Below are 12,015 nucleotides of genomic sequence, written 5' to 3' on the forward strand. Positions count from 1 at the left end.
TCAGCCCCGCCGACGCAGGCGCGCCGTATCCAGCAGCAGGTGCAGCGGCGGCCACAGCAGCATGCCCAGCAGCGGCGCCAGCCAGTAGGCCCAGGCCAGCTGCGGCACGCCCATCAGCAGGTGGACGGCTGCGACGATCACGCGGTCATTGAACAGCAGCACGCCCAGCGCCAGGGTCTGCTGCGACATCGGGAAAAAGCGCAGGCGCGCGCGGAACCGCTCGATGATGAACGCGAGCACCACCAGCCGCAGCGCCTGCTCACCCAGCAGGCTGCCGAACGTGAGGTCGGCCAACAGGCCGAGCAGGAACGCGCTGCCCAGGCTCACTCGCTGCGGCGCCTCCAGCAGCCAGTACGCCAGCACCAGCGCCAGCCAGTAGGGCCGCAGCGGTTGCAATACGTCCGGCAGCGGCACCAGCCCCAGCAGCAGCGCGGCGGCCAGGCTGAGCGGCAACGCCCAAGGGTTGTTGCGGATGCGGCTCATCGCGCGCGCTCCGATGTCCGCTGGGCGGTTGTCTCAGCGGTTGGCCCTGTCGCGGAAGTGGCGGCATTCCCCTCCACGGGCGGCCGGAATCCGCGCAGCAGCAGCACGTCGCGGCCGCGATCGAGCTGGGCCGCGGGAATGACGTCCGCTTCCAGGAACGCACGGCTGTCGTCGGCACGCAGGCGGGCGATGCGACCGACCGCAAACCCGGGGGGAAAGCGGTCGCCGAGCCCGGAGGTCAACAGCTCATCCCCCTCGCGCACGTCCGCCGACAGCGGCACGTCGGCCAGATGCAGCAGGTCGCTGCGACCGGTCCCGTACACCACCAGGCGCACGCCGCTGCGCGCCACCATCACCGGCACCGCGTGGTCGGGATCGGTCACCAGCAATACGGTGGCGGTGTTGGCCGTGGTGGCGATCACCTGGCCAAGCAGCCCGCCGGCGTCGATCACCACCTGCCCCACGCGCACGCCGCGATTGCGTCCGCTGTCCAGCAGCAGGCGCTGCCGGGTCGGGTCGAGATCCACGTCCAGAATCCCGGCCAGCTGCACGTCCAGGCGCGCGCGCGCGGCGCTGTCGAGCAAGCCGCGCAGGCGCGCGTTTTCGGCGGCCACCATCTGCAGACGCGCATTGCGCGCGGCGGCAAGCAGCAGCTCGCGTCGCAGGCGTGCGTTGTCGGCGATCAGCTGGCGGCGCGACACCGCATTCTCGCGCAAGGAGGTCGCCAGCTGCGCCGGCTGCGCGGCCAGCCACCACAGCGGCTGCGCGAGCAGTTCGCCCTGCATGCGCAGCGCATGCAGCCAGCCACCGCGATAGTCCAGCACCATCAGCGCCGCAGCCGCCACCAGGTAGGCCAGCAGCCGCAGCACGCCGGCGATCTCACCGGGGCGGGAAGCGGAAGGGCCGGCCTGGGGCATCGGGCAAGGACTATGCGAGAAATCGAAGAAAACGGCCGTGACGAAGAAGCCGGCAGACGGTGATCGCGCTGCCGGGTGGGCGCGTTCAGTCCGGCGCGAAGAACTCGTTGCCGTGCATGTCCACCAGCTCCAGCGCGCGCCCGCCGCCGCGGGCGACGCAGGTCAGCGGATCGTCCGCCACCTGCACGTGCAGGCCGGTCTCGCTGCTGATCAGCTTGTCGAGATCGCGCAGCAGGGCGCCGCCGCCGGTGAGCACGATGCCGCGCTCGGCCACATCCGCGCACAACTCCGGCGGGGTCTGCTCCAGCGCCAGCTTGATCGCCGAGACGATCCCGGCCAGCGGCTCACGCAGCGCTTCCAGCACCTCGTTGGAATTGATGGTGATGATCTTGGGCACGCCCTCGGCCAGATGCCGGCCGGAGACTTCGATCTCGCGCACCTGCGATTGTGGGTAGGCATTGCCCAGCTCGAGCTTGATCCGCTCGGCAGTGGCATCGCCGATCAGCATGCCGTGATTGCGGCGCACGTAGTTGACGATCGCCTCGTCGAAGCGGTCGCCGCCGATCCGCACCGACTGCGAGTACACGATGCCGTTCAGCGCGATCACCGCGACCTCGGTGGTGCCGCCGCCGATGTCCACCACCATCGAACCGCGCGCCTCGGTCACCGGCAGGCCGGCGCCGATCGCCGCCGCCATCGGCTCTTCGATCAGGTACACCTCGCGCGCGCCTGCCTCCTCGGCCGACTCCTTGATCGCGCGGCGCTCCACCTGGGTGCTGCCGGCCGGCACGCACACCAGCACCCGCGGGCTGGGCCGCAGAAAGCGGCTCTTGTGCACCTTGCGGATGAAGTGCTTGAGCATCTCCTCGGTGTAGGTGAAGTCGGCGATCACGCCGTCCTTCATCGGCCGCACCGTGGTCATGTGGCCGGGGGTGCGGCCGAGCATCTGCTTGGCCTCGCTGCCGACCGCGGCGACCGCCTTGGCGCCGCCGCCGCAATCCTGACGCACCGCCACCACCGACGGCTCGTTGAGGACGATGCCCTGGCCGCGCACATAGATCAGCGTGTTGGCAGTGCCGAGATCGATGGACAGGTCGCTGGAGAAATAGCCCCGGAGGAACTTGAACATGCGGATGTCGTGCCGGAATGAAGGAGGGCCGCGCCAAAGACGCGGTGTTGGGCTGGCGCAGAAAGAATGGGGAGAGCCGCGGCGGCGGCCGGGCGCACAAGCCTAGCAATGGCCCCTGCCGCCGGCAAGGAACGGCACGCGCGGCGTTCAGCGCCGGTGCCGAGGGGGCGGCCGGACGGTATCATGCCAGCCCCCTGCATATCGTTTTTTTCCGACCGAGGCGTTCATGGCTGCCCTGATCTGCGGCTCGCTGGCCTACGACACCATCATGGTGTTCCCCGACCAGTTCAAGAACCACATCCTGCCGGACAAGGTGCACATCCTGAACGTGTCGTTCCTGGTGCCGCGGATGCGCCGCGAGTTCGGCGGCTGCGCCGGCAACATCGCCTACAACCTGAAACTGCTGGGCGGCGACCCGATCCCGATGGCCACCGTCGGCGGCGATTTCGGGCCCTACCGCGAGTGGTTCACCGAGCTGGGCATCACTCTGGACTACGTCAAGGTGATCGACGAGCTGTTCACCCCGCAGGCGTTCATCACCACCGACCACGACAACAACCAGATCACCGCCTTCCACCCGGGGGCGATGATGCGCAGCTATGAAAACCACGTGAAGGACGTGCCCGGGGTGACCATCGGGATCGTCAGCCCGGATGGCTATGAAGGCATGCTGCAGAACGCGCGCGAGTTCGTCGAATGCGGCATCCCGTTCATTTTCGACCCAGGCCAGGCGATGCCGCTGTTCAACGGCGAGGAACTGCGCCGCTTCATCGAGCAGGCCGACTACGTCTGCGTGAACGACTACGAATCCAACCTGCTGCAGGAACGCACCGGCTGGAGCGAGCGCGACATCGCCCGCCGGGTGAAGGCCTACATCACCACCCGCGGCCCCAAGGGCGCGGAAATCCACGCCGACGGCACCACGTACCGCATCCCGCCGGCGCACGAGCGCCGGGTGACCGACCCCACCGGCTGCGGCGACGCCTTCCGCGCCGGCCTGATCTTCGGGATCGAGAAAGGCTACGACTGGGAAACCATCGGCCGCATGGGCAATCTGATGGGCGCGCTCAAGGTCGAGCATCCCGGCACCCAGAACCAGCGCTTCGATTTCGAGGAGTTCGCCGAGCAGTTCCGCCAGCAGTTCGGCTACGCGCTGGGTTGAGACGGCGCCGACCCAGGGTTTCGGCGCCGCCCCAGGGTTTCGGTATAGTGAAGGGATGGATGAGCGCAAGGTCATTCCATTCTCCACGGAACGCACGCAGGACGATGCGCGCACGCTGTTTCTGCTGCGCAGCGAGCCTTGGCGGTTCTCATCGGACGAGTTCGACGCCCTGCTCGAGCGATTCGGCATCGACCGCGCCGAGGCATTCGATCTTGAGCTGATGCGGCTCGCGCACCGGGCGCGGACCTGTCCCGAGGCAGCGTTCCTGTACACGATCTTCACCGCCCCGATGGAGTCCCCGGAACAGTACGAGGCCGCGGTCCGGGAGGCGGAGGCACGTTATCGGCGGACGACCTTCAAGGCGGTTTGAGGGCGGCCTGCTTGAGGGCGGCCTGCCCGTTCGTCCCGCTCAGTTCCACTTCGGCAACCGGGCCGGATCCAGCCCGCCGACCTCGAACTGGGCGGTGCGCGCGCCGACGTCGCGGGTGGGGAACTCGATCGCCAGCTGCTTACCGGACTTGGCGAGCTTCCACAGCCCCTTCCAGTCGTCGATGAACATGGCGATGGCCTCGTCGGTCTTCGGGCGCGAGCCCGGCAGGGTATGCACCTGGCCGTCCAGCGTGACCTTGAGCCGGCACCCGGCGTAGCAATCGAAATCACCGGCCTGCAGCACCAGGTAGGCGCTGCGGCCCCACTGGGGATGATCGCGGAAGATCAGCCGCACCGGGTGCGCGCCGCTACCGTCGGTGTCCACCGGCTCCTGCGAGTAGATCGCCGCCGACAGCTGATGGCCACCGCCCGCCACCGGGATGTCGTCGTAGCTCCACAACGCAGCCAGCCGCTGCTGCTGCACCTGGGCTTCGGCCTTGGCGCGCACCTCATCCAGCCGCGGCTTGACCCGCTGCGCGGCGGCGGTGGTCGGATAGTCCACCTGCAGCACCTCGGCATAGCCCTTGGCCAGCCGCCAGTTCTGCGCCGCCACCGCGTCCTCGAACTGCTTCTCCATCGCCGCGGCGGCCTGCTCCTTGGCCGCGGCCTGGGCGGCGCCAGTCTGGGCGGCGAGCTTCGGATCCTCGCCGCGCTGGCAGGCGGCCAGCAGCAGGGCGGCGGCAAACACGGCGAACGCGGCGGGCATGGCGGCGCGGGACATGGCGGGTATCGAAGCAGTCTGCAGGAGACGAGAAGCTTAGCCGGACGCGGCGGGCATGTCCTCGATCCAAGCCACCAGCGCCTGCGCGACCTCGCGCGCGCGTTCCACCGGCGTCATGTGGCCGCAGCCATCCAGCAACAGCTGCCGCGCGTGTGGAATGCGTGCGGCGTACAGCGCCAGGGCGCTGGGGTCGATCACCGCATCCTGGCGCCCCCAAACCAGCAGCGCGGGCTGGTGGATCCGCGCCGCCTCCTCGCCGGGCCGCAGGCTGTCCGGACCGCGCCCGATCTGGTCGAGCACCGCCTGCTCGAACCCGGCATCGGCGCGACGGCGGGCGATCAGCGCGGCGGACAGCGGCCACGGCAGCCAGGGCATGGCGCGGGTATCGAAAAACACCGTGCGCAGATAGCGCCGCAGCGAGGCGGCATCGCGCACGGCGAAAGGGTTCTCGCCGGCCAGCACCGCCAGCCCGAACGCGTTGTCGGCAAAGCGCACGCCGGCGGCGCTCAACAGGGCGACGCGCGTCACCCGCTGCGGATGGCGGGCAGCGACCAGCGCGGCGATCCCGCCGCCCATCGAGTGCCCGACCAGCACCACTGGCCGCAACGGCGAGCAGGCGGCGATGAACGCGGCCACGCGCTCCGCCTGCTCGACGAACCCGTAGGCGGCCTCCGGCTTGCGCTCGGACTCGCCCCAGCCGGGCAGGTCGGGGATCAGCAGGTGGTAGCGGCGGCCGAGCGCGCGCGCCAGCGGATACCAGTTCTCCTTGCTACCGGTGAAGCCGTGCAGCAGCACCAGGGTCGGGGCCGCCGGATCGCGCGCGCGGCGCTCGGCATACACCCAGCGATGCCCGGCCACTCGCACCTGGCGCTGGCGCAGGCCGAGCGCCAGGCGCAGCAAAGCGAAGACCAGGCGCAGCAACCGGTACGGCTCACGCGCCAGCGCCCACGCCGCAGTCAGCGCCAGCAGTATCCCGACGAGCGTCAGCGCGCCGCCCATGCCGGCCCGTGCGCCTGGCGCCGGCTCACGGCGCGGCGGCGGCCGGAGTCGTCTGCGCCCTGGCGGCGTCCAGGATCGCCTGCACCGAGCCGGCGGTGATCGGATGCATGCCCGGCTTGGCCTTGGCGAACACCTGCTCGGCGAACGCCAGCCCGTCCGGGGTCGCCACCAGCGCCTTGTAGATCGGCAGGATCAGCTTGCGGCGGCCCACCTTCTCCAGGAACTTGCCCATCTCCTCGCGCGCGGCGGCATAGCCGCTACGCTCGGCCAGCGGATACCAGCGCATCGCGATCTCGCCGTTCGGCGTGCCGGTGAAGTGGTAGGCGGCATCCAGCTGCGCCAGCTGCTCCTGCTTCAGGGTCGGCGGCATGCTCTCGAGGAAATGCACCCACTCCTGGGTGGTCCAGGCATCGGTCACCGACTTCGCCGGCAGCTGGCCGCTGCCCTGCCAGGCGATGCGCGCGGCGTTCACGGTGGCGAACTTGGCCGACTCGACCTGCGGCGCGTTGCCGGGGATGCCCGGCTCGTACAGCCACTGGTCCACCTCCTGCATCGTCACCACGTTTGGATGCTTGTCGATCAGGGTAGCCTTCAAGTAGTCGCGGAACTGCGCCGTGGTGATGCTCTGGAACGCGAAGTGGTCGAAATAGCCCTTCAGCCACGGGTCGAACACGTCGCGGCCGAAGCGCTTCTCCAGGAACTCCAGGAACCACGCGCCCTTGGTGTACACGGTGGCGCTGGACTGGTCGTCGGGATCGGCCAGGGTGCCCGGCTTGAGCGAGAGCCGCTGCAGCTCGGGGCGCAGGGTCTTGTACTCCTGCTTGAGCTCGTCGCGGTCGATCACCTCCTCCATGTCGGCCATGTCGCGGCCGTACAGGGCCTCGGTGATGCGGCTCTGCACGTAGGTGGTGGTGCCCTCGTTGAGCCAGGCGTCCTTGTCGGTGGCGAAAGTGACCAGGTTGCCCGACCAGCTGTGCGCCAGCTCGTGCGCCACCAGCGACACCAGCGACTTGTCGCCGACGATCACGGTCGGGGTGGCGAAGGTCAGGCGCGGGTTCTCCATGCCGCCGTAGGGGAAGCTCGGCGGCAGCACCAAGAGGTCGTAGCGGCCCCAGCGATACGGGCCGTACAGCGACTCCGCGGTGGTGATCATCTTCTCGGTGTCTTCGAACTCGTGCGCGGCCTTGTCCACCATCGCCGGCTCGGCCCACACCCCGCTGCGCGCCGAGATCGGCTTGAACACCAAGTCGCCGGCGGCGATCGCCAGCAGGTAGGACGGGATCTTCTGCGGCATCTTGAAGTGATAGTCGCCGTCGCGGACCGCGTTCGGGTCGTTGTCGGCGCTCATCAGCACCATCACGTCCTTCGGCGCCTTCACGTGGGCGCTATAGGTGAAGCGCACCTGCGGGGTGTCCTGCAGCGGCACCCACGAGCGCGCGTGGATCTGCTGCGACTGGCTGAACATGAAGGGCTGCTTGCCGCCCTCGGTCATCGCCGGCGCCAGCCACTGCAGGCCGGAGGCCTCCGGCGAGGTGGCGTAGGTGACGCGCACCTTGGCCGGGCGGGTCGGGGCCTCGATGGTCAGCGCGCTGCCCAGCACCTTGTCCTTGTCCGACAGCGAGAACTGCAGCGGCGTCCACTTGCCGTCCGCGCCCAGGCCCTCGGCCTTGTCGATGGTCAGATCACGGGTGTCCAGCACCAGCGCCGTGGCGGACTTGTCCATCCAGTCGAGGGTATAGGTGGCAGTGCCGCTGATGACCTTCTTGTCGAAGTCGAGCGCCAGATCGAGGGCGAGATCGCTGATGCGCACCTTGTCCGGCTGCGAAAAGGAATGTTCGTCCACGATTTTCTCTGCCACGGCGGGCGCGGCGGCGGCGGGAGCGGGAGTTTCCGGGGCGGATGCGCGGTTACAGGCGGCGAGAGAGGTGCCCAACGCGGCGGCGATGGCGGCGGACAGGAGCAGCTGACGCATGAAGATCGGGCCTTGCAACGGAAAGCCCCAAGTTTAGCGCCATCGCCCGTGCGCCGCCGCCCGTGCCCTTAATCATTCAGCATGACAAGGGGACATCTCTATCTTGGACAAAAGGGGACATCTCCATTTTGGATTGACACCGCATGCAACCGGCCTTGCCTTGCGTGCCCGCGGCCGCGACACTCGCCTCATGTCTCCCGGGGACACCCTGCCGCTACGCCTTGCCCGGCGCATGCTGTGCGCATTCGCCCTGCTTGCGCTGCTGGCGGGGCTGGCCGGCTGCCAGCCGGCCTCCGCACCCGATGCAGGCGATGCCGCGCCGCAGGCCGGCGAGCCGGTGCCGGCCGCGCGCCCGGTGGATGCGGTGTACGTGCTGCGCGACCGCCTGCTGGCGCGCGACGGGGTGGGCTTCGCCCGGGTCGCGGTGCCACCCGCGCTGCACGCCGATCTGCAACGCGCCTGGCGCGACGGCCGCAGCCGCTGGCCGCTGGACGAGCTGCCGCTGGATGCGCGCATTCCGGCGATGCTGGCCGCGCTGCAGGCGCCGGACGCCGACCGGCGGCTGATGGCCACCTTCCGCAGGCAGTTCGCCGGGGCCGATGCCGACATCGACCAGGCGGTGCGCACGCTGATGGTCTTCGGCAGCGAATACGTGCAGCGCGACCCTGGCTACAGCGCGGACGAGCGCGACCACGCCGCGCAGGCGATCGCCGCCGTCGGGCGCTGGGCGATCGCGGCACCGCTGGACGACCCGGCGCGGGCGCAGCGCTTCTTCAGCGTGCTCTCGGCCGCGGCGGTGCGCAGCGGCATCGACGGCAAGGCCGGCTGGCCCGCATTCGCGGCGCTGGGCATGACCCAGAGCCTGAACCGGCTGTCCCCGTTCTTCGCCACTCTGCTGGCGCAGCTGCGCCAGCAGTACGGCCTCGACATCGACGCCAGCCTGCGCAGCCTGCACGTCAGCCTGGTCGAGCAGACCGGCGACCGCGCGCGCCTGCGCCTGCAGTACACCCTGGGAGGGACCCCGATCGACGCCTTCACGACCGCAGTCCGGATCGAGGGCCATTGGTATCTGGACGATTACGTGCAGGCTGCACAGCGCAGCCTGGCGGCCGCGCCCCGCCCTTGAGCCGCCGCCCGGGCCTGGGCAACAGCTTGGCCGGTGGCGGCCGATATACTCGGATGCGGGCTGCTCGAGGCGCCGGTGACAGCGGCCAACGTCCGCACGGGAGGTGAGGGCATGAACGAAGGCGCAGGCACGCACACAACGAGTCGACCCGCTGCGGATGCAGAATCGCCCACGCTGGCGCTGGCGGGGCTGGCGATCGCCACCGCGCCGAGCGTGCGCGAAACCGCCGCTGCGCTGCTACGCGGACTGGCCGACGTGGGCCGCTGCGCGCAGGCAGTGGCCTGGACCGATCACGGGGAGCTGCTGTTCGAACCGCAGGAGAGCGACAGCGCAGAGTTCCGCCGCGCCGCCGTCGCCGCGTTCTCCGGCCGCCCGCTGAGCGGCCCCGAAGTTCCGGATACCCGCCTGCTGCCACCGGGCGCGGCGGATGCCGGCGCGGTGCTGCTGGCCCCGCACGGGGCGCTGGCGGGACTGGAGCCCGCGCCCAGCCGCCTGCTTACCCTGGCCGGCCAGCGCCTGGCCGAGCTGTTCGCGTTCCAGCGCCTGCGCGCCTCGGTGCAGGATCTGGAACAGGCCGAGCAGCTGCAACACGCGCTGTTCGCGATCGCCGACATGGCCGCCTCCGACCGCGACATGCAGAGCATGCTGCGCGGGCTGCATCAGATCATCGGCCGGCTGATGTACGCCGAGAATTTCTACATCGCGCTGTACGACCCGCAGCGGCAGACCCTGCGCTTCATCTATTTCGCCGACGAGATGGACGCGGGCATGTACGACCCCGACGAGGAGATCCCGATTTCGCGCATGCGCGGCAGCCTCACCCTGGGCCTGATCCGCCACGGCCGCGCGGTGCGCGGCCCGTCGGAAGAGATCATGCGCCTGCTGGGCCTACCGCCGGAGGAGGGCATCGGCACGCCGTCGGTGGACTTCATGGGCGTGCCCATGCAGCGCGACGGCCAGGTCTATGGCGCGCTGGTGGTGCAGAGTTACAAAGAGGGCGTCGTCTATACCCAGTCCGACTGCGCGGTGCTCAGCTTCGTGGCCGAGCACGTGCTCAACGCGCTCGAGCGCAAGCGCAGCCAGGAGGAGCTCGAGCGCCGCGTGGTGGAGCGCACCCGCGAACTGGCCGAAGCAAATGCCCAGCTGCAGGTGCAGATCGCCGAGCGCGAGCGCGCCGCGCACCTGCAGGCCACCCTGTACAAAATCGCCGCTCTGGCCAATCACGAGCAGTGCGACGCGGATTTCTACCGCAGCATCCATCAGGCAGTGGGTGAGCTGATCGAAGCCGAAAACTTCTACATCGCGCTGCTCTCACCCGACGGCCAGCACCTGCAGATCCCTTACACGGTCGACACCGCCGGCGAAGATCGCGCCGATCGTCCGCTGGGCCGCGGGCTGACCGAGTACGCGCTGCGCCAGACCGAGCCGCTGCTGATCGACGACGCCGGCATGCGCGCGCTAGTGGAGCGCGGCGAGATCGATGCCGAGCACTACGCGAGCTGCATGCCGGCGGTGTGCTGGCTGGGCGCCCCGCTGCGCGGGCCGGACGGCGTGATGGGCCTGGTCGCGGTGCAAAGCTACCGCCCGAATCTGGTCTATACCGAGCAGGACGCCAAGTTGCTGGATTTCGTGGCGCAGCAGATCGCCAGCAGCCTGGAACGCCGGCGGCATGCCGAAGCGCTGGAGCGCCTGAATGCCGAGCTCGAACAGCGCGTGCAGGCGCGCACCCGCGAGTTGCGCCGTGAGATCGCGGTGCGCGAGCAGGTCGAGGCGCAGCTCAAGCACCAGGTGATGCACGACCCGCTGACCGGGCTGCCCAACCGGCTGTACCTGCGCGACCGCCTGCAGCGCGCGCTGTCCGCGCAGCAGCGCAATCCGCAGCAGACCTTCGCCCTGCTCTATCTCGACGTGGACCGCTTCAAGCTGTTCAATGACAGCCTCGGCCACCTTGCCGGCGATGCGGTCCTGCGCGAAGTATCGCGGCGCATGCTCGAATGCGTGAGAACTCCGGATGTGGTCGCGCGGCTGTCGGGCGACGAGTTCGCGATCCTGCTGGAGGAGGGCGCGCAGCCGTCCACCGCGATCAAGATCGCGCAGCGCATCCAGGCGCGGATGCAGGCGCCACTCCCGGTCGGCGAGCGCGAGGTGCAGGCCTCGGTCAGCATCGGCATCGCCATCAGCCACGACCGCTACCTGACGATCGACGAGATCCTGCACGACGCCGACGTGGCGCTGTACCGCGCCAAGTCCACCGGCCGCCAGCGTTTCGTGCTGTTCGACGAGCACCAGCAGAATGCGGCGATGAACGTGCTGGAACTGGAGATAGAGCTCCGCCGCGCGCTGCACGCGGGCGAGTTCGTACCCTATTTCCAGCCGATCGTGCGCATGGACGACCACAGCACGGTCGGCTACGAGGCGCTGATCCGCTGGCAGCATCCGGTGCGCGGCCTGCTCGGCCCGGGCGAGTTCCTGCCGGTGGCCGAGGAAAGCGGGCTGATCGAGGCCATCGACTGGCACATGTACCGGCTCTCCTGCATCGCCGGCGCACCGCTGGTGGCCCACGGCGGCTTCATCAGCATCAACATCTCGGCGCGCCACTTCCAGTACGAGGATTTCGACCAGCGCCTGCTGGAGCTGCTGCGCGAGACCGGGTTCCCGCCGCAGCGGCTGCAGATCGAAGTGACCGAACGCACCCTGCTCAGCGATCCGAACGCCGCCGCGCGCATCCTGCAGCGGCTGCGCGATGCCGGCATCGGCACTGCGCTGGATGATTTCGGCACCGGCTATTCCTCGCTCAGCCACGCGCACCGCTTCCCGCTGGAAAAGATCAAGATCGACCGCAGCTTCATCCGCGATCTCGACCAGGCCGACGCACAGCGCAGCATCGCGATCATTCGCGCGGTCCTGAGCCTGGCGCAGTCGCTGGATCTGAACGTGGTGGCGGAAGGGGTGGAAACCGAGGCGCAGCGACAGGCGCTGCTGGCACTCGGCTGCCAGCACGCGCAGGGCTTCCTGTTCGGACGCCCGCAGCCAGCGGCGGCCTGCCTGGCTGCCGACACGAAAGCGTGACCGCAATC

At 69.5% G+C, this 12,015-nt stretch carries 10 protein-coding genes; 4 read left to right on the plus strand and 6 right to left on the minus strand.

Going from position 1 to position 12,015, the window contains the following annotated elements:
• From mreD to ML342_RS03645, 3 genes are all read right to left on the minus strand, one after another.
• Positions 1–483 (minus strand): rod shape-determining protein MreD, encoded by a 483-nt coding sequence (mreD, locus tag ML342_RS03635; protein ID WP_240125565.1) that lies wholly within the window; start codon positions 481–483, stop codon positions 1–3.
• Positions 480–1,400, minus strand: coding sequence for a rod shape-determining protein MreC (gene mreC, locus ML342_RS03640; RefSeq protein ID WP_439655141.1), 921 nt, complete (start codon positions 1,398–1,400; stop codon positions 480–482). The genes mreD and mreC overlap by 4 nt, the downstream gene beginning before the upstream one ends.
• Positions 1,401–1,485: 85 nt before the next feature.
• On the minus strand, positions 1,486–2,529 hold the full coding sequence (locus ML342_RS03645) for a rod shape-determining protein (protein WP_240125566.1): 1,044 nt from the start codon (positions 2,527–2,529) through the stop codon (positions 1,486–1,488).
• A gap of 226 nt (positions 2,530–2,755) precedes the next feature.
• On the opposite strand from ML342_RS03645, the gene ML342_RS03650 reads away from it, so the two are divergent.
• On the plus strand, positions 2,756–3,691 hold the full coding sequence (locus ML342_RS03650; RefSeq protein WP_240125567.1) for a carbohydrate kinase family protein: 936 nt from the start codon (positions 2,756–2,758) through the stop codon (positions 3,689–3,691).
• Between the two features lie 55 nt (positions 3,692–3,746).
• On the plus strand, positions 3,747–4,061 hold the full coding sequence (locus ML342_RS03655) for a hypothetical protein (protein ID WP_240125568.1): 315 nt from the start codon (positions 3,747–3,749) through the stop codon (positions 4,059–4,061).
• Between the two features lie 39 nt (positions 4,062–4,100).
• Here the strand turns inward: ML342_RS03655 and ML342_RS03660 are convergent, their stop codons facing one another.
• The 3 genes from ML342_RS03660 to ML342_RS03670 are packed head-to-tail and all read right to left on the minus strand — an operon-like array spanning position 4,101 to position 7,812.
• Positions 4,101–4,826, minus strand: a complete 726-nt coding sequence (locus ML342_RS03660) for a hypothetical protein (RefSeq protein ID WP_439655154.1) — start codon at positions 4,824–4,826, stop codon at positions 4,101–4,103.
• A gap of 51 nt (positions 4,827–4,877) precedes the next feature.
• Complete coding sequence (locus ML342_RS03665) at positions 4,878–5,840, minus strand: alpha/beta fold hydrolase (RefSeq protein ID WP_240125570.1); 963 nt, start codon at positions 5,838–5,840, stop codon at positions 4,878–4,880.
• Between the two features lie 25 nt (positions 5,841–5,865).
• Positions 5,866–7,812 carry a M1 family metallopeptidase gene (locus ML342_RS03670; protein ID WP_240125571.1) on the minus strand — a complete coding sequence of 649 codons (1,947 nt, stop codon included), beginning with the start codon at positions 7,810–7,812 and terminating at the stop codon, positions 5,866–5,868.
• 190 nt (positions 7,813–8,002) lie between these two features.
• Between ML342_RS03670 and ML342_RS03675 the strand changes: the two genes are divergently transcribed.
• Together ML342_RS03675 and ML342_RS03680 are read left to right on the plus strand one after the other, a co-directional pair.
• On the plus strand, positions 8,003–8,938 hold the full coding sequence (locus tag ML342_RS03675) for a hypothetical protein (RefSeq protein ID WP_240125572.1): 936 nt from the start codon (positions 8,003–8,005) through the stop codon (positions 8,936–8,938).
• A 111-nt stretch (positions 8,939–9,049) separates the two neighbouring features.
• Positions 9,050–12,007, plus strand: coding sequence for a GGDEF and EAL domain-containing protein (locus ML342_RS03680; protein WP_240125573.1), 2,958 nt, complete (start codon positions 9,050–9,052; stop codon positions 12,005–12,007).
• The last annotated feature ends 8 nt before the right edge of the window (positions 12,008–12,015 follow it).

Source organism: Thermomonas alba (genome assembly GCF_022419205.1).
Lineage (GTDB): Bacteria > Pseudomonadota > Gammaproteobacteria > Xanthomonadales > Xanthomonadaceae > Thermomonas > Thermomonas alba.

Excerpts from the sequence above, each read along its gene's own strand:
- mreD (WP_240125565.1), bottom strand. The coding sequence starts at position 483 with ATGAGCCGCATCCGCAACAACCCTTGGGCGTTGCCGCTCAGCCTGGCC.
- mreC (WP_439655141.1), bottom strand. The coding sequence starts at position 1,400 with ATGCCCCAGGCCGGCCCTTCCGCTTCCCGCCCCGGTGAGATCGCCGGC.
- ML342_RS03645 (WP_240125566.1), bottom strand. The coding sequence starts at position 2,529 with ATGTTCAAGTTCCTCCGGGGCTATTTCTCCAGCGACCTGTCCATCGAT.
- ML342_RS03650 (WP_240125567.1), top strand. The coding sequence starts at position 2,756 with ATGGCTGCCCTGATCTGCGGCTCGCTGGCCTACGACACCATCATGGTG.
- ML342_RS03655 (WP_240125568.1), top strand. The coding sequence starts at position 3,747 with ATGGATGAGCGCAAGGTCATTCCATTCTCCACGGAACGCACGCAGGAC.
- ML342_RS03660 (WP_439655154.1), bottom strand. The coding sequence starts at position 4,826 with ATGCCCGCCGCGTTCGCCGTGTTTGCCGCCGCCCTGCTGCTGGCCGCC.
- ML342_RS03665 (WP_240125570.1), bottom strand. The coding sequence starts at position 5,840 with ATGGGCGGCGCGCTGACGCTCGTCGGGATACTGCTGGCGCTGACTGCG.
- ML342_RS03670 (WP_240125571.1), bottom strand. The coding sequence starts at position 7,812 with ATGCGTCAGCTGCTCCTGTCCGCCGCCATCGCCGCCGCGTTGGGCACC.
- ML342_RS03675 (WP_240125572.1), top strand. The coding sequence starts at position 8,003 with ATGTCTCCCGGGGACACCCTGCCGCTACGCCTTGCCCGGCGCATGCTG.
- ML342_RS03680 (WP_240125573.1), top strand. The coding sequence starts at position 9,050 with ATGAACGAAGGCGCAGGCACGCACACAACGAGTCGACCCGCTGCGGAT.